At 69.1% G+C, this 19,290-nt stretch carries 14 protein-coding genes and 2 pseudogenes; 11 read left to right on the forward strand and 5 right to left on the reverse strand.

The genetic code is table 11. The features are described from left to right. Positions 1 to 74: 74 nt before the first annotated feature. The 3 genes from BN1555_RS33690 to BN1555_RS33695 form a co-directional block, all read right to left on the reverse strand. Positions 75 to 1,505, reverse strand: coding sequence for an endo-1,4-beta-xylanase (locus BN1555_RS33690; RefSeq protein WP_093802935.1), 1,431 nt, complete (start codon positions 1,503 to 1,505; stop codon positions 75 to 77). 962 nt (positions 1,506 to 2,467) lie between these two features. Beyond that, complete coding sequence (locus tag BN1555_RS40940; protein ID WP_255306314.1) at positions 2,468 to 2,596, reverse strand: hypothetical protein; 129 nt, start codon at positions 2,594 to 2,596, stop codon at positions 2,468 to 2,470. 394 nt (positions 2,597 to 2,990) lie between these two features. Continuing rightward, on the reverse strand, positions 2,991 to 3,962 hold the full coding sequence (locus tag BN1555_RS33695; protein WP_093802936.1) for a glycoside hydrolase family 6 protein: 972 nt from the start codon (positions 3,960 to 3,962) through the stop codon (positions 2,991 to 2,993). A 271-nt stretch (positions 3,963 to 4,233) separates the two neighbouring features. Between BN1555_RS33695 and BN1555_RS33700 the strand changes: the two genes are divergently transcribed. Both BN1555_RS33700 and BN1555_RS38245 read left to right on the forward strand, forming a co-directional pair. Beyond that, positions 4,234 to 5,265 carry a LacI family DNA-binding transcriptional regulator gene (locus BN1555_RS33700; protein ID WP_093802938.1) on the forward strand — a complete coding sequence of 344 codons (1,032 nt, stop codon included), beginning with the start codon at positions 4,234 to 4,236 and terminating at the stop codon, positions 5,263 to 5,265. Positions 5,266 to 5,588: 323 nt separating this feature from the next. Beyond that, positions 5,589 to 5,950, forward strand: a pseudogene (locus BN1555_RS38245) (family 1 glycosylhydrolase); the annotation flags it as partial. A 101-nt stretch (positions 5,951 to 6,051) separates the two neighbouring features. On the opposite strand, the pseudogene BN1555_RS33710 reads toward BN1555_RS38245, so the two are convergent. Next, positions 6,052 to 8,270, reverse strand: a pseudogene (locus BN1555_RS33710) (glycoside hydrolase family 3 N-terminal domain-containing protein). A gap of 9 nt (positions 8,271 to 8,279) precedes the next feature. Then, positions 8,280 to 9,293, reverse strand: coding sequence for a LacI family DNA-binding transcriptional regulator (locus tag BN1555_RS33715; protein ID WP_093802940.1), 1,014 nt, complete (start codon positions 9,291 to 9,293; stop codon positions 8,280 to 8,282). Positions 9,294 to 9,523: 230 nt separating this feature from the next. On the opposite strand from BN1555_RS33715, the gene BN1555_RS33720 reads away from it, so the two are divergent. The 9 genes from BN1555_RS33720 to BN1555_RS33760 all read left to right on the forward strand — a co-directional run bounded on the left by BN1555_RS33720 (position 9,524) and on the right by BN1555_RS33760 (position 19,262). Next, positions 9,524 to 10,816 (forward strand): extracellular solute-binding protein, encoded by a 1,293-nt coding sequence (locus tag BN1555_RS33720; protein WP_093802941.1) that lies wholly within the window; start codon positions 9,524 to 9,526, stop codon positions 10,814 to 10,816. A 97-nt stretch (positions 10,817 to 10,913) separates the two neighbouring features. Continuing rightward, positions 10,914 to 11,810 carry a carbohydrate ABC transporter permease gene (locus BN1555_RS33725; protein ID WP_107081140.1) on the forward strand — a complete coding sequence of 299 codons (897 nt, stop codon included), beginning with the start codon at positions 10,914 to 10,916 and terminating at the stop codon, positions 11,808 to 11,810. Next, positions 11,807 to 12,637, forward strand: coding sequence for a carbohydrate ABC transporter permease (locus BN1555_RS33730; protein ID WP_093802942.1), 831 nt, complete (start codon positions 11,807 to 11,809; stop codon positions 12,635 to 12,637). Before BN1555_RS33725 ends, BN1555_RS33730 begins: the two co-directional genes overlap by 4 nt. Before the next feature lie 45 nt (positions 12,638 to 12,682). Continuing rightward, entirely contained in the window at positions 12,683 to 14,077 is a 1,395-nt protein-coding gene (locus tag BN1555_RS33735) for a glycoside hydrolase family 30 protein (protein WP_176710229.1), read from the forward strand. A 29-nt stretch (positions 14,078 to 14,106) separates the two neighbouring features. Further along, a complete protein-coding gene (locus tag BN1555_RS33740; RefSeq protein WP_093802944.1) occupies positions 14,107 to 15,147 on the forward strand; it encodes a glycoside hydrolase family 10 protein in 1,041 nt (346 codons plus the stop codon). Continuing rightward, positions 15,144 to 16,190 (forward strand): Gfo/Idh/MocA family protein, encoded by a 1,047-nt coding sequence (locus BN1555_RS33745; RefSeq protein ID WP_093802945.1) that lies wholly within the window; start codon positions 15,144 to 15,146, stop codon positions 16,188 to 16,190. Before BN1555_RS33740 ends, BN1555_RS33745 begins: the two co-directional genes overlap by 4 nt. Then, complete coding sequence (locus tag BN1555_RS33750) at positions 16,187 to 17,047, forward strand: DUF6807 domain-containing protein (protein WP_093802946.1); 861 nt, start codon at positions 16,187 to 16,189, stop codon at positions 17,045 to 17,047. The genes BN1555_RS33745 and BN1555_RS33750 overlap by 4 nt, the downstream gene beginning before the upstream one ends. Further along, positions 17,044 to 17,787 (forward strand): cupin domain-containing protein, encoded by a 744-nt coding sequence (locus BN1555_RS33755; RefSeq protein WP_093803843.1) that lies wholly within the window; start codon positions 17,044 to 17,046, stop codon positions 17,785 to 17,787. Before BN1555_RS33750 ends, BN1555_RS33755 begins: the two co-directional genes overlap by 4 nt. Beyond that, positions 17,787 to 19,262 carry a non-reducing end alpha-L-arabinofuranosidase family hydrolase gene (locus BN1555_RS33760; protein ID WP_093802947.1) on the forward strand — a complete coding sequence of 492 codons (1,476 nt, stop codon included), beginning with the start codon at positions 17,787 to 17,789 and terminating at the stop codon, positions 19,260 to 19,262. The genes BN1555_RS33755 and BN1555_RS33760 overlap by 1 nt, the downstream gene beginning before the upstream one ends. The last annotated feature ends 28 nt before the right edge of the window (positions 19,263 to 19,290 follow it).

Raw genomic sequence — 19,290 nt, forward strand, 5'->3', positions numbered from 1 at the left:
AGCGATGTCTTTGCGGAGGGGCGGGGGAAGCCGCACCGTAGGTCTTCATCGCTTCACCTTCTCGCTGTGGCAGGTCAGGTGCGGGCCCAGCGTTGGTTGCTGCCGTTCGAGCAGGAGTAGAGCTGGATCAGGGTGCCGTTGGCGGTGCCGTTGGCGGTGGCGTCAAGACAGAGGCCGGACTGGACGCCGACGATGGATCCGTCGGAGTTGAGGCGCCATTTCTGGTTGTCGCCACCCCAGCAGCTGTAGATCTGGACTTTGGTGCCGTTGCCGGTGCCGGCGGCGTCCAGGCACTTGTTGCCGTAGACCCTGAGCTCGCCCGCGGCGGTGTAGGCCCACTGCTGGTTGGTGCGGTTGTTGCAGTCCCACAGGTTGACCTGGGTGCCGTCGGTGGTACTGGTGCCAGGCACGTCCAGGCAGCGGCCCGAACCGACGCCCTTGATCTGTCCGGAACCGGGCGAGGGTATGGGGGAGGTGGCGTTGAGCGCGTTGAGGACGGCGGTGTAGGCGGGCTTTTTGCTGCCGTCGCCGTTGAACAGCAGCGGCGAGTGCTCCGGACGCCAGGAGTCGGTGTCGCGCACACCCCAGACGGTGATGCCGAGGCAGCGCGGGACGGCCAGGCAGTCGTTGGTCACGTTGGCGTAGGTCGTGGCCGAGGCGCCCTGGATGTCGAGTTCGGTGATGGCCACATCGACGCCGAGAGCGGCGAAGCTCTGCAGTGTGGTGCGGAAGTTGCTGTTGTAGGGGCTGCCGCTGTTGAAGTGCGACTGGAAGCCGACGCAGTCGATCGGCACGCCGCGCTGCTTGAAGTCTCGGACCATGGCGTACATGGCCTGGGTCTTGGCCCAGGTCCAGTTCTCGACGTTGTAGTCGTTGTAGCAGAGCTTGGCGGCCGGGTCGGCGGCGCGCGCGGTACGGAAGGCGACCTCGATCCAGTCGTTGCCGGAGCGCTGCAGGTTGGAGTCGCGCCGGGCTCCCGAGGTGCCGTCGGCGAAGGCCTCGTTCACGACGTCCCACTGGGCGATCTTGCCCTTGTAGTGGCCCATCACGCCGTTGATGTGGTTGGTCATCGCCTGGCGCAACGCGCTGCCGCTGAGGTTCTGCATCCAGCCGGGCTGCTGGGAGTGCCAGGCCAGGGTGTGACCGCGCACCTGCTTGCCGTTCTGCACCGCCCAGTTGTAGACGCGGTCACCGGCGGCGAAGTTGAACTGGCCCTGCTGGGGTTCGGTGGCGTCGATCTTCATCTCGTTCTCGGCCGTCACCGAGTTGAACTCGCGGCCCGCGATCGTCGTGTACGTCGAGTCGTTGAGCCGGCCCGAGGCGATGGCGGTCCCGAAGTAGCGGCCGCTCTGCGCCGCCGCGCCGCCGAGCGTGCTCTCGGCGGCGTGTGAGGTCTGCGGTGCCACCAGCGCGGCGGCCGAACCGAGGACGCCGACGACCAGGGCTGTTAAGAGCCGGCCGGCCTTCCGGCGGACGGTGGGTGGGGGAATGGCATTTGAGCCCATGACTGAACCTCCAGGAAGGAAATCGCGGAAGGGTTGGAAGCGCGGCAGAACGAATCCGCGTCAGGGACGCCCGCGTTCATCGACAAGGGACGCTTGCCAGCAGGGCGTAACGGTCCAAGGTCGGCACCCGACACCCGAACAGACGGGTGACACCGCCTCGGCACTCAGCGTGGAGACCCCGCTGAAACATGTCAAGAGTTTCGAAAGCATTTCGAGAATCACTCTCTTCGTATAGCCCAGTAGCGGCTTTCGGTCGGTCAAGGATTACCGAAAATCTTTCGACCGGGATCGCCCGATCTGGATGTCTTTGAAAGCTCAGGCAAAACCAGGTGATCACGTGGCGTCCCCTGCCGTCTCGTGTCGAATCCTGGGCATCCATCACATTCGCTTTCGGACAAACAGAGAGGAATCCGGGCCGGTCACGGATATCAGCGCCAACGAGTAGGAGTTGGATCTGAACGGTGGTTCCTGAGGAGAGTTCCCGCCATGAACGCGTGCTTTCTTCATTTCGCATCTCTGGTGGAGCAGGTATCCGTCGCCCTCGGAGCGGCCGCCCCGTTGAAGCAGGGAGCGTGACTTCACGTGCGGCCGTACACGGTCGGCACAGATGGACGGCCCTGTGGACCGCCGTCGGCGCAGCGGCACTCGCCGGGTCCAGCTCGAACCGCCGTCGACGGAGCGGAACAGCCCGGTGACTCCCTTCACGGTCCGCTGAGGTGGAGCGCCTGGTACGTGGCGCCCGGGCCGGTTTGCCGAAGCCCGGGACGCTCGCCCGCTGCACCTCCGCGACCTTGCCCAAGCCCGCCCCATCGTCGGTGGGGTGCAGGATGCCCCTTGCCCCCTCCGGTGATTCACGGGTCACCGGCGATGCCCGGAGCCGTCTTGAGCTGTCCGTGAACGGGCCCCGTGCTGCCGTACCCGACTGTTCGCCGGGAACGACGTCCGGTGAGGGGGAGCCCCGGTCAGCGCAAGACCGTGTTGAACTCCAGGGTGGGGTCGGAGTTCCGGACGAGGGACTTGGCCTGCCCCGGCCACCACACGCCGGCCGCGGGATCGACGATGCCGTACTCCGGGTTCGCTCGGCGCGGCATACCAGGTCGCGTACGTGGGATTCGACCTGGTCCGGGTTGCCGTCGGTGAACCAGCCAGGCGGTCTCCGGCCAACCGGTCAGCTTCGCCACGGACTTGGCGCCCTCGACGTTCCGGTGGAGGAGGTCGGTGACGGCCTGGTGGGCCGCGTCGCTGCCGGGACCGACGGAGAAGCGGGTGTTCGCGGGAAGCGTGTGGGGGCCGGCGCGGAGCTCGTCTTGGCGGAGGCCGGGGCGGCGCCGAGGGGCAGCGTGAGTGCGCTCGCGGCCGGGACGGATCGGGACAGGGGATACGCACGAAGTTCCTTCGGCAGGGGTGTTCGGTGTCGCGGGCCCTGGCGCCGGACCGCGTGGCGGTCGGCCCGGCGCCAGGGCCCGGCCTTCGGCGGGGAACGGGTCAGTAGCCGTAGATCATTTTGTAGGCGACCTCCGGCAGGAACTGTCCGGCCGAGGAGCCGGCCCCGACGCCGCAGTTGCCGTCGGACTCGCCGGGGATCTTGATCCACAGCAGCATCTCGGCACCGCCGCCGCGCTGGCTGGGGGTACCGATCCGGCGGCCGGCGGGGTTGCACCACTGGCCGTTGGAACCGTTGCTGTTGCGGCTGGTGTCGACGACGAACGGCTTGGTGTAGCCGTAGGAGCTCAGGGCGGAGTTGACCGCGTTGCCGTAGGAGGTGTTCTGGTCGGTGGTGAAGTAGTTGGAGACGTTCAGCGCGAAGCCGTGTGCCCCGCTGACACCGGCGGCGGCGAGCTGCTGCGCCATGGTCGAGGCGCCGATCCAGCCGGGGTTCCCGGCGTCGAGGTAGACCCAGGTGTTGGGTGCTTTGGCCTTGAACTGGGCGATCGCGTTCTTCAGCATGGCGTTGCGCTCGGCGATCTGACCGGCCGTCATGCAGCTCTCGTGGCCGAGCGCGTCGGGTTCGAGGACGACGACGGCCGGGCGGCTGCCGATGCCGCCGGCGAAGGCGGCGATCCAGGTGTCGTACGCGGCGCGGCTCCCGGCGCCACCGCCGGAGTGACCGGCGCAGATGTCCCGGTTGGGGATGTTGTACGCGACCAGGATCGGCAGCTTGTCGTAGGAGTCCGCGCGGCCGACGTAGGCGCCGACGGCCGTGCCGATGTCGCCGCTCCAGTTGCCGAACCAGCGGGCTGCCGGGGTGTTGGCGATGGATGTCCGGATCGCTGCCGCCCGGCCGTCGCCGGGGTTCGCGTTGGCCCACCGCAGGGCGGAGTTGTCGGGGTCGGTGTAGAAGCCGCTGGTCATGGCGGTCGGGTCGGCGGCGTGCGCCGGGCCGGCGTTGATCACGGCGAGACCGGCGGTGAGAACACCGGCCAGCAGGACGGATGCAGCTCGGACGGACTTGCGCATGGTTCTTCCTCCGGTGAGTGGGGGCGGGGAAGTGGAAGCGCTTCCAGTTTTGATGCGAGGCGGACCGCGTTGATGGATGATTGGGTCCGTCGCGAAGGTGTGTCAAGAGGTTGAACACGGCAGTGCCGCGGTGGCCGGTATGGCTCGATAGGTTGGAAGCGCTGCCAGATCGAGGCAAGGGCGTCATCCGCGAGCAGGCCCGAAGTCGGGGCGGTGCATGAAATCATGGCCCCTGTTCGCCGTCCGCGTGAGCCTGAGGGGCAGTTTTTCCATGGAGCCGTCACCCAAGCGCATGCCGACTCTCGACGAGGTGGCTGCACGAGCCGGTGTGTCGCGCACGGCGGCCTCCCGGGTGATCAACAACGCCCCGCACGTCAGCCGCGCCAAGCGGGAAGCGGTCCAACGGGCGGTGCGCGAGCTGGATTTCGTACCCAATCCGTCCGCGCAGGCCCTGGCGACCCGCAGGGCCGGAACGGTGGTGCTGGCGGTCTCCAGCGACGAGCCGGGGTTGTTCGCGGACCCGTTCTTCGCGGAGGTCATCGTCGGCGTCAGCGTGGCGCTGGAGCAGACGGACCTGGAACTGATCCTGCTGCTGGCCAACACCCCGCGCGGCCGGGAGCGGTTCGAGCGGTTGCTGCGCTCCCGCCGGGCCGACGGCGTCATGTTGATGGCGCTGCGCGGCGACGATCCGCTGGGACGCCTGGGCGAGGAGGTCGATCTCCCCGTCGTCTTCGGCGGACTCCCGCTCACCGGTGAGCCCACGTGGTATGTGGACGCCGACAACCGGGGCGGTGCCCGCCTGGCCGCCGAGCACTTCGCGCGCACCGGCCGCCGACGGCCCGTCATGATCACCGGACAGGTGGACGCCAGGGCCGCCGTCGCGCGGGAGCAGGGGTTCACCGAGGGGCTGACGTTGTCCGGCCTGCCGCTGCTCGGGGTCGAGCCCGGGCAGTTCACCGAGGACGGCGGCGCCGAGGCGATGGAGCGACTCCTCCGGGCGCACCCCGGTCCTGACGCGGTGTTCGCGGCCTCCGACGCGATGGCCATCGGCGCTCTGCGCACCCTGCGGGAACGCGGGCTCCGGGTGCCCGAGGACGTCGCGGTGATCGGCTTCAATGACCTGGCGAGCGCCCGGCACACCAGCCCGCCGCTGACCACGGTCCATCAGCCGGTACGGGCGCTGGGGCAGGAGATGGCCAGGATGCTGGTCAGTGCCATCGAAGGACACCGCCCCAGCCCGCTGATCCTCCCGACCCGCCTGACCGTGCGCGAGTCCGCCCCCGACCTGCCCGCGTCGGCCTGATCGGTGGGCGCTTGCGTCAGGGCCGGCCCGACCCGACCGGGCGCGCTTCCCACCCGTTTCCCGGCCATTGCCGCCTCACGTCTTGACATCATCCTCTCGTGCGGCGGAAACTTCCCGGCGTGACCTCCTGGAAGCGCTTCCAGAGCCCGGAGGCCACCCTCACTTCTTCGAGCTCCTCCGTCTCTCCCGCTGGGAGGCTCCACGAGCCGACACACCGCCAGCATGCGAGCGCTCCCGCATGACCCCATCAGTCCAGGCCCCCGTCGCCGCGAGCCGGCGAGCAGGAAGCCGCCGACTGACTTCTCCGCTTTCTCCCCGGCTCCCTGCGGGGCAGCGCCACCTCGGCGTACCGGATCGGGGGAGCGGTCGGCGAGGGCGGGCGCACCCCGTCGGTCCGGGACACCTTCAACCGCATCCCCGGCACGGTGCACCGGGGCGACACCGGTGCACCGAGCCGGGGCCCGGCCGTGGAACGCGGACTCGGCTTCTCCACCGGCTGGTGGACGAACTCCTGGCAGCCGGGATCACTCCGGCGCCCGTGCTCTCCTGCTGGTACCTCCCACAGGAGCTGGCGGCTCCGTCAGGCGGCGGCTCCGCCGGGGGCGGCGGCCGGTCCGCCCGGGACACCGCCGAACGCTTCGGCGAGTACGCGGTCCTGGTGGCCGACGCCCTGGGCGACCGGGTGCCGTTCGCCGCAGTCAGCCTGTGGCGATCGAGGGGCTCGGCGCCGGCAGACGGACGGGCCGGGCCGTAACCCGGGCAGTACGGGATCACCGGACAACGTGGTCATGGAACCGGGACGATCTCGACCGGTACGGACAGCACCCGGTCGGCCGCCGGGTGACGTACGGGGCCATGCAGAGTGAAGGAGCCCTGGAGCGGAAGGTCGCCGCTGGACCGCCCGACGGCCACGCCGATCTCCCCGGGCTCCACTCTTCTCCGCAGGTCCACCCCGGTGAAGGAGGTCCGGTCGGCATGGACGGAGAAGGTGATCCGGGCGGCCGCGCCCGGCTGCAGCTCGACCCTGCAGAATCCGGCGAGCCACCGCTGCGGCCGGACGACGGACGCCTCAGGGTCCGAGAGGTACAGCTGGACCACCTCGGTCCCGGCCACCTCGCCGACGTTGCGTACGGTGACCGCAACGGAGACGGCTCCGTCCGTCGCGGCGACGGGATCCACCGAGAGCTCCGAGCAGGTGAAGCTGGTCCAGCTCAGCCCGTGTCCGAAAGGGAACAGCGGGGTCGGGTCCACCGAGCTCCAGTCGGTGTGCCCGCCGAGCCTGGAGTGCAGGTAGGTGCCAGGCTGTCCGCCGACCTGGCGGGGGATGGAGACGGGCAGCCGCCCGGACGGTTCCGCGGCCCCGCTGATGATCCGGGCGAGCGCCGTCCCGCCCTCCTCGCCGGGGAAGAAGGCCTGCACCACGGCGGACGCGCGCTCGGCCAGCGTGCCGAGCGCGTACGGCCGTCCGGAGACGAGGACCAGGACGGTCGGCACCTCGGAGTCCAGGACGGCGGAGGCGAGTGCGGCCTGGTCGCCGGGCAGGTCGAGGGTCTCGGCGTCGCAGCCCTCCCCGGAGGTGCCCGGCCGAACATGCCGGCCCGGTCCCCGAGCACCACCACGTTCACGTCCGGGTCGTCCGCGGTGACCGTGAACCCGGCAGCGGTGAGCGCCTCGCCGAGCGTCGGGATCTCAAGCCCGAGGTCGCCGGGCAGCGCGACGTGGTTGGGGAAGGAATAGCAGCCGAGGAAGGACTGCGGGTCGTCGGCGTACGGCCCGCTGATCGCGACCCGGCACGGCCGCAGCGGCAGGGTGCCGTCGTTGGCGAGCAGCACGGTGGACCGTTCGGCCAGAAGCCTGGCCAGTGCCCGGTTCTCCGGCGGGTCGAGTTCGACCGGCTCCGGCTTGACGGGTTCCCAGGCGGGGTCGAGCAGGCCGAGCCCGGCCTTCTGCAGCAGGACCCGTTCCGCGGCCCGGTCGATGAGCGCCTCGGGCACGCTTCCCGACCGCACGAGCTCGGTCAGCGGCTCGCCGTAGCAGCGGGCCGTGGGCAGCTCGACGTCGATTCCGGCGGTCAGCGCCAGCGCGCCGGCCGCGCCGCGCGATCCGGTGACGCCGTGCCGGGTCTCCAGGAAGGAGACGGCGTAGTAGTCGGCGACGACCACACCGCTGAAACCGAGCTCGCTTCTGAGCAGTTCGGTCAGCAGCCGTTCGTCGGCGGCCACCGGGACGCCGTCCACGTCGGTGTAGCTGTTCATCACCGACCGGGCGCCCCCCTCTCGCAGTGCCCGTACGAAGGGCTCGACCAGCACGTCGGCGAACTCGCGCGGTCCCGAGGGGACGGAGGCCATGTTCCGGCCGCCGCGCGAGGCCGAGTACCCGGCGAAGTGCTTGAGCGTCGCCACGATCCCGGCGCCTTCCAAGCCCTGCACATAGGCGGTGCCGATCGCTCCGACGAGATAGGGATCCTCGCCGATGCACTCCTCGGTCCTTCCCCACCGGTAGTCGCGGACCACGTCGAGGACCGGAGCCAGCCCTTGGTGGACGCCGACCCGCCGCATCCCCGCGCCGATGGCGACGGCCATCTGTCGCACGAGCCCGGGATCGAAGGACGCACCCCAGGCAAGCGGTCCGGGGAAGACCGTGGCCCCGAACGTCATGAACCCGGTCAGGCACTCCTCGTGAGCGATCGCCGGGATCCCGAACCGGCCGGATCCGGTCACCTGTCGCTGGAGCGAGGCGAGCCGCTCCATCCCGGCTTCCGCGGTGACCGGCGCGGTTCCGTACACCCGGGTGAGCTGGCCGAGCCCGTGGGCGACGATGTCGTCGAGGCCGGGCGCGGACTCGCCGGAATCGTCCTCCATCGGCGCGACAGGTGCTCCCGGATTCGAAGGCAACGCCCAGAAGCCGGCGAGCTGCCCCGCCTTCTCCTCCAGCGTCATCCGTTTCAGCAGATCGGCGACTCGCACGGACGCGGGCAGGAGAGGGTCACGCCAGGGCTCGGTCAAGGGGTTCTCCTAGGGACGAGGCGGGGCGGAGGAGAGCCGGACCTTGAGCTCGGTCGAGAGCTCCATCCGGGGGCTGACCAGGGGCTGGTCCTCCAGAAGCTGGAACAGTGTGCGGGCGGCGAGCCGGCCCATCTCCTCCAGCGGCTGACGCACCGTCGTCAGCGGAGGTGACAGCCATTCGCACATCGGCAGGTCGTCGAAGCCGACCACGCTGAGGTCCTGCGGGATGCTCAGCCCGCCCTTCCGGGCGGCTTCGTAGACGCCCATCGCCTGTTGGTCGCTACCGGCGAAGATGGCGGTCGGCGGCTCGGGGAGGGCGAGCAGTTCCCGGGCGCGCTGGAACCCGCCCTCGTGCTGGAAGTCGCCGAACCGGACCAGGTCGCGGTCCACCTCGATCCCGGCCCGCTCCAGCGCGGCCCGGTACCCGTCGATGCGGGCCTGGCTGCAGAGCATCTCCTTGCGCCCGCCGATCGCGGCGATCCGGCGGTGCCCCAGCTCCAGCAGGTGCTCGGTAGCGGCGAGGCCGCCCGCCCAGTTGGTCGCGCCGATGCTCGGCACACCGTTGCCCGGCAGGTCGATCGGGTCGATGACGACCAGCGCCACCCCAGCCCGTTCGACCTGGGCGCGCTGGGCCTGGGTGACCGAGGCGGTGACGAGGATGACGCCGTCGCTGTGGTGCAGGACCGGCAGTGCGGCCCAGCTCGACGGCGTGGCCTCGCCCGGCGGGACGAGCGACACGACGGTGCCGACGCTTCGCTGGGCGCACTCGGCCTCGACGCCGCGCAGTATCTCCACCGCCCACGCGCTGTCCAGACCACCGATGATCAAGTCGACCAGGCCCGACCTGCGGGCCCTGCCCTGCCGGCCGGGCTGGAGGTAGTTGTGGGATCGCAGCAGGGTCTCGATCCGTTCGCGTGTCGAGGATGCGACATCGGAGCGGCCGTTGACCACCTTGGACACGGTGGCCTGGGAGACCCCCGCCTCCGCGGCGATGACGGCCAGGGTCGGACGCTGCTCGCTCAATTTCGCTCCTCTGCGCGGCGCCTGGAGACGGCGACAAGTACCGCAAACTTTTCGAAGAGTTTCCGGTTGGCGTGACCTGCTTGTCAAGCAAAAGGAGTTGGTTTTTTCTAGGGAAATTGGTGCCAGGTCTTGACCGAGAAGCCCGCGTTCCTAGTTTGTGGCAGCACAGAATTCGAGAGTGTTACGAAATATTTTCGAGCTTGAATCGGCATTTCCCACCCGGAGGTCCCATGGCCAGCACCCTCCCGAGTCGACGACGCTTCCTGGCGCTCTCGGGCCTGACCGCACTGTCCGTCTCGCTGACCGCGGCCTGCGGCGGTGAAGACTCCGGCGACGAACCGGCGGCCGACGGCAAGGTGACCTTCGCGTGGTGGAACATCGCCACGACGGAACCGGGCAAGTCCCTCTTCCCGCAGATCTCCTCGGCGTTCACGGCCGCTCACCCGAACATCAAGATCGAGACGACCTCGTTGGAGAACGAGGCGTTCAAGTCCAAGCTGACCGCCACCACCTCTTCCGGCAAACTCCCCGACGTCTTCCAGACCTGGGGCGGCGGCGTGCTGCAGCAGCAGGTCGACGCGGGACTGGTCGAGGACCTCACCGACGCGTTCGGCTGGTCGTCCGACCTCACCCCGGTGTCGCTGCAGGCCTATCAGATCGAGGGCCGGACCTACGGGGTGCCCTACGACATCGGCATGGTCGGCTTCTGGTACAACAAGAAGCTCTTCGCCAAGGCCGGGATCACCGCGCCGCCGGCCACCTGGGCCGATCTCCTCGAAGACGTCAAGAAGCTCAAGGCGGCGGGCGTCACTCCGATCGCCCTCGCGGGCAAGGAGAAATGGCCGGGCCACTACTACTGGGCCTACCTCGCGATGCGCGTCGCGGGCCTCCCCGCGCTCCAGCAGGCCGCGACCACCAAGGACTTCACCGGCGCCGGCTTCGTCCAGGCCGGTGCCCACCTCAAGGAGCTGGTCGACCTCCAGCCGTTCCAGACGGCCTTCCTCGGCGCCGGCTACGCCACCCCGGGCGGCCAGGCCGCGACCATGGGCAACGGCAAGGCCGCCATGGAGCTGATGGGGCAGTGGGCGCCGTCGGTGCAGCAGGACGCGGGCGCCGACCTCGGAGCGGACCTGGGCTTCTTCCCCTTCCCGGCGGTCGACGGCGGAGTCGGTCAGGCCACCGAGGTGTTCGGTGGCGGCGGCGGTTTCGCGCTGCGCAAGGGCGCCCCGAAGGAGGCGCTGGACTTCCTGAAGTTCCTCGTTCTGGAGAACGAGTCCAAGCTGCTGGCCTCCAACGGCTACCTGCCGGTGGTCAAGGGCGCGGAGCGCCAGCTCACCGACACCAACAAGAAGGTGGTGGCCGACAGCCTGGTCAAGGCGACGGGCTTCCAGCTCTTCCTCGACCAGGCCTACCCGCCGGCGGTCGGCCAGGAGGTCAACGACAGCGTCGCCGACCTCATCGCGGGCAAGAAGACACCCGAGCAGGTCACCCGGTCGATCACCGAGGCTGCGAAGGGTGCCTAGCTCCGTGGTTGCCCCGGCCAAGGACCCGGCCGAGGAGCGGACGGGGGGCGCCGTACCCGTGCACTTGCACGCCCCGGCCCGGTCGCTCCCGCGCGAGCTGGGAAGCTGGGCGTCGATCGCCTGGTTCCTCGTCCCGGCTCTGGTCCTCTTCCTCGTCTTCGTCCTCGCCCCGATCGCCGTCGCCGTCCACACCAGCTTCTTCAAGTGGGGCGGAATCGGCTCCATGGACGACTTCGTCGGCTTCGAGAACTACACCAGGCTGTTCGCCGATCAGGTCTTCCTCGGCGATATGGGACGCGGGCTGTACCTGATCGTCCTGTCGATCACGGTGCAGTTGCCCTTCGCACTGTTCACCGCGGTCCTGCTCAACCAGAAGCTGCGCGGCCGGGCCGTCTACCGCATGCTGTTCTTCGCGCCGTACATCCTGTCCGAGGTGGTCACGGCGGTCCTCTTCACCATGATCTTCCTTCCCGGCGACGGCATGGCCGACCATCTCGCCGGGGCCCTCGGCCTGGAGGGCCTGCAGGGCAAGTGGCTCGCCGATCCCTCGACGGTCATGCCGACCCTGTTCGTGGTCATGACCTGGAAGTACTTCGGCTTCCACATGATGCTCCTCCTCGCCGGACTGCAGAGCATCCCGCGCGAGATCCTCGACGCCGCCTCCATCGACGGCGCCGGCGCCTGGCAGCGCTTCCGGTACGTGACGCTGCCGCTGCTCGGCCCGACGATCCGGATCAGCGTCTTCCTTTCGGTCATCGGGGCCATCCAGCTCTTCGACCTCGTCTGGGTCATGACCGCGGGCGGGCCCAACCACTCCTCCGAGACGATGGCGATCTCGATGTTCCAGTTCGGGTTCAAGCGCTACCAGGTCGGCTACGCCAGTGCGATCAGCGTGGTGCTGTTCATGATCAGTCTGGTCTTCTCCCTCTTCTACCAGCGTTACGTGCTCCGCCGTGACCTGAGCGGGGCCGTCACCACGGGAGGCGGCCGATGAACTCCCGCAGGGCGGCACGCGGCCTGTCGTTGCACGCCGCGGTGTGGCTGGTCGCCGCGTTCGTCGTCGTGCCGCTGATCTACGCGGTGATCTCCGGGTTCAAGAGCACCGGCGAGCTGACGACCAATCCGTTCGGGCTGCCGGAGCAGTGGAGGACCGGCAACTACACCGGCATTCTCGGCGACGGAATGTTCTGGCGGCAGATCGCCAACAGCGCGGGCATCGCGATCGGTACGACATTCTGCACGGTGGCGGCCTCGGCAATGGCGGCGTTCGTACTGGCCCGCTACGCCTTCCGCGGCAGGGAGCTGTTCTACACGCTGTTCACGATCGGGCTGATGTTCCCGTTCGCGGTGGCCGTCCTACCGCTGTTCCTGCTGCTCCGCAATTTCGACCTGCTCGACAACCCGCTCGGAGTGATCCTCCCGCAGGCCGCCTTCGGGCTCCCCATGACGATCATCATCCTGCGCGGCTTCTTCCGGACCATCCCGGCGGAGGTCGAGGAGGCGGCCGTCATGGACGGTTGCGGCAGGTTCCGCTTCTTCTGGAAGATCCTGCTGCCGATGGCACGGCCGGCGCTCGGCACGGTCTCGGTACTGGCGATCGTCGCGAGCTGGAACAACTTCTTCCTGCCGCTGCTGGTGTTCAACGACCCGAAGTGGCAGACGATCCCCGTCGGCGTCCAGCAGTTCCAGGGCCAGTACTCGACCGACTACGCGCTCGTCCTCGCCTACATCGTGCTCGCCATGGTCCCCGCCCTCGCCTTCTACGCCGTCGCCGAACGCCAGTTGATCGGCGGCCTCACCGCGGGCGCCACCAAGGGCTGACCCGTCCCGTGTGACCTCCACCCCCGAGGAGACCTTGTGAAACGCATGACCGTACTGACGGCGCTTCTGATGTTAGCGCTCACATCACAGGCCGCGGCCGACCCCGCGCGCCCCGCCGCCGCTCCCGCCCCCACCCGACCCGCCATCGACTTCCGCGCCGAACTCCAGCCCATCGACGGATTCGGCTTCTCGATGGCCTTCCAGCGGGCCGACCTGCTGCACGGCGCGCGCGGCCTCAGTCCGGCCAAGCAGCGTGAGGTGCTCGATCTGCTGCTCAGCAAGGACAAGGGCGCGGGCCTTTCGATCCTGCGCCTGGGCATCGGGTCGTCGACCGACAGGGTCTACGACCACATGCCGACGATCCTGCCGGCCGATCCCGGTGGGCCGGACGCCACGCCGAAGTACGTCTGGGACGGCTGGGACGGCGGCCAGGTCTGGCTCGCCAAGGAGGCCAAGGCATACGGCGTCGAACGGTTCTTCGCCGACGCCTGGAGCGCCCCGGCCTTCATGAAGACCAACGCCAGCGAGAACGACGGCGGCGAGCTGCGGCCCGAATGGCGCCAGGCCTACGCGAACTACCTCGTCCAGTACGCGAAGTTCTACCGGCAGGAAGGCATCAGGATCACCGACCTGGGGTTCACCAACGAACCCGACTGGACGGCGACCTACGCCTCGATGCGGTTCACCCCGCAGCAGGCTGTCGACTTCCTCAAGGTGCTCGGGCCGACCGTTCGCGCGTCCGGACTGAAGACCGGGGTGGTCTGCTGCGACGCCGCGGGCTGGGACCGGCAGGTCGCCTTCACCGAGGCCATCGAGGCGGACCCGGCGGCCGACAAGGCCGTGCGGACCATCACCGGCCACCGCTACAGCGGTCCGACCGAGGTCCCGCAGCCGACCGACAAGCGTGTGTGGATGTCGGAATGGTCGCCGGACGGTTCGACCTGGAACGAGAACTGGGACGACGGCAGCGGCTACGACGGTCTCACCGTCGCGGCCGACATCCAGAACACCCTGACCGTCGGCAACGCCAATGCCTACGTCTACTGGACCGGCGCGTCCCTCGGCGCGACCCGGGGGCTCATCCAGCTCGCCAACCCCGGTGACGACTACCGGGTGTCCAAGCGGTACTGGGCGCTGGCCGCCTTCAGCCGGTTCATCCGCCCCGGCGCCGTCCGCGTGCCGGCCGCGAACGCCGACCCGGCACTGCAGATTACGGCTTTCCGCAACACCGACGGCAGCCGTGTGATCCAGATCCTCAACACCGCGACCACCGAGAAGTCCGCCGAGTTCTCCCTTCGCGGCGGACACGACCGGCACCCCGACGGCTACGTCACCGACGAGACCCGCTCGATCACCCCGGCCGACATCGTCTCCACGCACGGCACGACCCTCACGGCGAAACTCGCCCCGCGCGCACTGACCACGATCGTCCTCGACTGAACCGCCCAGCACCCAAGGAGCAACCCGTCATGTCCGTGTCCCGGATTCTCACCGCCCTGTCCGCCGCCATCTGCCTCACGGCCGGACTCGCCGCCGCGCCCGCAGCCGCCGAGCCCCGCCCCAGGACGCTCGGCGAACTGGCCAAGAAGCACCACAAGTACTTCGGCTCCGCCACCGACAACCCCGAGTTCACCGACGCCGCCTATCTGAAGCTCCTCGGCAGCGAATTCGGGCAGACCACCCCCGGCAACGCCATGAAGTGGTACGCCACCGAGCCCGAGCGCGGCGTCTTCGACTTCACCGCCGCCGACGAGGTCGTGGCCTTCGCCAAGGCCCACCACCAGAAGGTCCGCGGCCACACCCTCGTCTGGCACAGCCAGCTCCCCGCCTGGCTGACCGAGCGCACCTGGACCGCCGACGAGCTGCGCGCCGTCCTCAAGAAGCACATACAGACGGTGGTCCGGCACTTCAAGGGCCAGGTGATCCACTGGGACGTCGTCAACGAGGCCTTCAACGAGGACGGCACCTACCGCGAGTCGCTCTTCTACAAGACGCTCGGCCCCGGCTACATCGCCGACGCCCTGCGCTGGGCCCACGAGGCCGACCGGAAGGCCAAGCTGTACCTCAACGACTACAACGTCGACGGGATCGGCCCCAAGAGCGACGCCTATTACACCCTGATCAAGCAGTTGAAGGCCGACGGCGTTCCGGTGGAGGGCTTCGGCATCCAGGGCCATCTGGCACTCCAGTACGGCTTCCCCGCCGACGTCCGGCAGAACATGCAGCGCTTCGCCGATCTCGGGGTCGAGGTCGCGGTCACCGAACTCGACATCCGGATGAACCTCCCCGCGACCGCGGAGAAGCTTGCCACCCAGGCCACCTGGTACGCCGACTACGTCAAGGCCTGCCTCGCGGTCGAGAAATGCGTCGGCATCACCATCTGGGACTACACGGACAAGTACTCGTGGATCCCCTCCGTCTTCCCCGGTGAGGGCGCGGCGCTGCCCTACGACGAGAACCTGCTGCCCAAGCCCGCCTATTACTCGATCAAGGAGGTGCTGGGCGGATGATCAGAACGGTGATCGTCGGAACGGGCGGGATCGCGGGCATCTGCCACGTCCCCGCTCTCCGGGCGCAGGCGCACCGGGCCAAGATCGTGGCAGCTGTCGACGTGGACGCCGCGCGCGCCGAGGCGTTCGCGGCCGAACACGGGATCCCCGCGGTCTACACCGACCTGCACACGATGCTCGAGGAGCAGAGGCCGGACCTCGTACACCTGTGCACGCCTCCGTTCCTGCACGCCGACCAGGCCGTGGCCTGCCTGGAGTCGCAGGCGTGGGTGTGGTGTGAGAAACCGGTGGCGCTGTCGCTGGCCGAACTCGACCGGATCCATGCGGCCGAGGGGTCCGCCGTCGCGGGCGCGGTGTTCCAGCACAGGTACGGCACGGGGGCCCGGTACCTGCGCGACCGGATCGCGGCGGGGGCGCTGGGCCGTCCGCTGGTCGCGCAGTGTGTCACGGCGTGGTACCGCGACGACGCCTACTACGACGTGCCCTGGCGCGGCACATGGGAGAGCGAGGGCGGTGGCCCGACGCTGGGCCACGGCATCCACCAGATGGACCTGATGCTCGCGGTGCTCGGCGAATGGGCCGAGGTGCGCGCGATGGCCGGCTGCCTGGAGCGCGACGTCCAGACCGAGGACGTGTCCGCGGCCCTCGTCCGCTTCGAGAGCGGAGCCATCGCGACGGTCGTCAACAGCGTCCTTTCCCCACGCGAGGAGAGCTACCTGCGGTTCGACCTCACCGACGCCACGGTCGAACTGCGGCATCTGTACGGCTACTCCAACGCGGACTGGACGTTCACCCCCAGCTCGTCCGGCGTGGAGTGGGACCCGCCGGACGACCTGCCCAGCTCGCACACCGCCCAGCTCGCGGCCTTCCTGGACGGCTACGAGACGGGGATCCGGCCCGACCTCGGCAGGTCCACCATGGAACTGGTGACCGCCTTGTACAAGGCCGCGATCACCGGCCTGCCGGTCCGGCGCGGGGAGATCGACGCGGCCGACCCGTTCTACGGCTCGCTCAACGGAGGGCGCCCGGAGGTGTTCCGATGACGTTCGAACTCCTCGAGAACGAGGACTCGCTGATCGTCCGAGCTCGCGGTGTCGACCTCTTCCGGTACGTGCACCGGCCGGTCATGGACCCCTTCGAGGCGCCGAAGCCCTATCTGCATCCGGTGCGCACGCTCGCCGGCGACGTGGTCACGGGGTACCGGCCGCACGACCACCGCTGGCACAAAGGCCTGCAGGTCACGGCGTCGTGGGTGTCGGGGCAGAACTTCTGGGGCGGCGGCACCTACCTGCGCGGCCAGGGCTACGTGGACCTGCCGAACCTCGGCACGATGCGCAGCCTCGCCGTATCCGCCGAAACGGGCCACGGCCGCACGGTCATCACCGAGGACCTGGCCTGGCGCACGATGGCGGGGGAGCACTGGATCGACGAGCGCCGCACGCTGACCGCACGCGACGTCGAGGCCGACTCCTGGACCCTGGACGTCACCACCGCGCTGACCAACGTCCACGACACCGATCTGATGTTCGGCAGCCCCGGTACTCAGGGCAGGGAACTCGCTGGATACTCCGGTCTGTTCTGGCGCGGCCCGCGCGAATTCACCGGCGGCGACGTGATCGGCCCCGCGATGGGCGAGCAGGGCGACTGGCTGGCCTTCGTCGGCACGCACGACGAGGTCGACCGCTCCTCCACGCTGCTGTTCCTGGACGATCCGGACGCCCCCTGCCGCTGGTTCGTCCGCAGTGAGCCCATCCCCGCCGTCAACCCGTCTCTGGCGTTCGACAAGGAACTGCCGCTGGCCCCGGGCGACACCCTGTCGCGCCGCTACCGGGTCGTCGTGGCCGACGGCGCGTGGACCCCCGGGCGCCTGACCCGCCATGTCACGGAACACCCGTGGTGACCCCGCTCCCCGGCGGTGTGGGAATCTCCGGGCTGACCGTGTACGACTGGGAGGCCGCCGACGGGCTGTGCGGCGGCACACCCCACATGCACCTCGTCTGCTCCGAAGCCTACGTCGTCACCGGCGGCGCGGGCAGCGTCCAGACCCTCACCGCCTCCGGCTTCGCCGACACTCCGCTGCACCCCGGCGATGTCGTCTGGTTCACCCCCGGCACGATCCACCGTCTCGTCAACGACGGGGGTCTGCGCCTCGTGGTGCTCATGCAGAACAGCGGACTGCCCGAGGCGGGTGACGCCGTCTTCACCTTCCCCGCTCCCGTGCTGGCCGATCCTCACGCCTACCAGGCGGCGGCCGCCCTGACCGGCGACCAGGCCGTGGCAGCGCGCCGCCGCCGCGACCTCGCACTCGAGGGCTTCCTGGCCTTGCGCGAAGGTGGACTGCGAGAGTTCCACATCGCGGCCCATCGCCTGAAGAGTGAGCTCCTGGACGCCTGGTGGACCCGCTGGCGTGACGGCCCCCTGGCCGCGGCCGTCGAGACCGGCCGCCAGCTGGAACGGCTGAAGGCCGGAGACCTCTCCCACCTCGGCCACGGCGAAGTGTCACGACTGGAGCGCCCGGAGCACCCGCTCTTCGGTATGTGCGGCCTCCTTCACCCCTATCCCGTCCCCGCCTCCCCGACGCGGCCGCTCCGCGGTGTGTCGGGGTCACCTCACCTCCGTCACTCAAAGGAGCTCTTCTGATGCGGTTTCGCCATCCACCCCTGGTCCTGAGTCTCGTACTCGCGGTCCTGTCGTCCTTGCTGCTCGGGGCCACTCTCCTCAGTGCCCCGCCCGCCGCCGCGGCGACCGTCGACCCCAACGCCTCATACGTGCTGGTCAACCGCAACAGCGGCAAGGCCCTGGACGTCCACAATCTGGCGACCAACGACGGCGCCCGCATCACCCAGTGGACCAGGAACGATCAGAACCAGCAGCAGTGGCAGTTCGTCGACTCCGGCGGCGGCTACTACCGCGTCAAGTCCCGCCACTCCGGCAAGGTGCTGGACGTTCACAACAAGTCCACCGCCAACGGCGGTGCGATCGTCCAGTGGACCGACCTGAACGGCACCAACCAGCAGTGGCGGCTGGCCGACAGTTCGGACGGTCACGTGAGGTTGATCGCGCGCCACAGCGGCAAGGCCCTCGAAGTACAAGGCGGTTCCACCGCCGACAACGCGAACATCGTCCAGTACGACGACTGGGGCGGCACCAATCAGCAGTGGCAGCTCGTCCGGGTCGGCGCCGGCAACCCCAGCCCGACGTGCGAACTCCCGTCGGCGTACCGCTGGTCGTCGACGGGCGCGCTGGCGCAGCCCAAGCAGGGCTGGGCCTCGCTCAAGGACTTCACCGTCGCCCCCTACAACGGCAAGCACCTCGTCTATGCGACCACGCACGGCGCCGCGGGAACGGGAGCGGGCTGGGGTTCGATGAACTTCACCCCGTTCACCAACTGGCCGGATATGGCCTCGGCCGGCCAGAACGCGATGTCGAACTCCGTCGTCGCGCCCACGCTCTTCTACTTCGCGCCGAAGAACATCTGGGTGCTCGCCTACCAGTGGGGCAGGACCGCCTTCTCCTACCGGACGTCGAGCGACCCCACCAACCCGAACGGCTGGTCAGCGGAGCAGGAGCTCTTCTCCGGAAGCATCACCGGCTCCACGACAGGCCCCATCGACCAGACGCTCATCGCCGACGGCACGAACATGTACCTGTTCTTCGCCGGTGACAACGGCAAGATCTACCGGGCCAGCATGCCGATCGGGAACTTCCCGGGCAGTTTCGGCTCGACCTACACAACGATCATGAGCGACACGACGAACAACCTGTTCGAAGCCCCGCAGGTCTACAAGCTCCAAGGCCAGAACCGCTACCTCATGCTCGTCGAGGCGATCGGCTCGCAGGGCCGCTACTTCCGCTCGTTCACGGCCACCAGTCTGAACGGCTCGTGGACGCCCCAGGCCGCGACCGAGAGCAACCCCTTCGCCGGCAAGGCCAACAGCGGCGCCACCTGGACCAACGACATCAGCCATGGCGAACTGATCCGCGCCAGCGCCGATCAGACCTTTACCGTCGATCCCTGCAACCTGCAATTCCTCTACCAGGGACGCGACCCCGACTCCGGTGGCGAGTACGGTCAATGGCCCTACCGGCCAGGTCTGCTGACACTGCGGCGCTGACGATGTGACACAGGTCCGGCTCCGCAGT

Source organism: Streptomyces sp. Wb2n-11 (assembly GCF_001049855.1).
GTDB classification, from domain to species: domain Bacteria; phylum Actinomycetota; class Actinomycetes; order Streptomycetales; family Streptomycetaceae; genus Streptomyces; species Streptomyces altiplanensis.